The following is a 705-nucleotide window of genomic DNA, read 5'->3' on the forward strand; positions in this document are numbered from 1 at the left end:
GGTTTTAAGCAATGGCAGAAGGCTTTTAACCGCACCGTCAACCGGGGCGCAAAAGCGATTCGGATTGCGGCTCCGATCATTAAGAAGCTAACACCAGCCGAGCAAAAGCGACTTGATACTACCGACGAACGGGCCATTGTCGGTTATCGTTACCTGCCCATCTTCGACGTGGCACAAACTAGTGGTGACCCTGTCCTAAGCGCTAAAGACTTTGTCAAAGAAAATTTAGCCGATCATCAGAATGTAACGAGCTTGTATAACGCATTCAAGGACTATCTAAACCAGCAAACCGACCTTAAAGTCAGTGAAGTGCCCTTAGCAACGCTAAATGGGGCTAAAGGGTATTTTCAACCCAGCACTAATGAAATTGTTATTGGTGGTGATGAGCCCGATAATGCTTTAAAATTGAAGACGTTATATCATGAATATGCACATAGTCAGTTACATGGATTAAAATCAGCCTTTAAAGATCGGCCACGAGCCTATCAGGAAACCCAAGCCGAAGCGGTTGCGTATGTTGCCATGCAAAATATTGGCGTTGATACCAGCAACTACTCACTCGGTTACGTGGCCACCTGGGCTAAAGATAAAGCCGTGATCCATAGTGCTTTAAGTGAGATCCAGCAAGTGAGCAACAAAGTGATTGAGCTTAGAAGCTGTCTAAAATCTCTTAAGTAATAGTGCTAAAAACGCTAAAACGACCAT

General features: G+C 44.5%; 1 pseudogene. It reads left to right on the top strand.

The features are described from left to right. Positions 1-651 (top strand): annotated as a pseudogene (locus FC85_RS11805) (hypothetical protein); the annotation flags it as partial. Positions 652-705 lie beyond the last annotated feature (54 nt).

The sequence above is a fragment of the Lentilactobacillus diolivorans DSM 14421 genome (assembly GCF_001434255.1).
Classification (GTDB): domain Bacteria; phylum Bacillota; class Bacilli; order Lactobacillales; family Lactobacillaceae; genus Lentilactobacillus; species Lentilactobacillus diolivorans.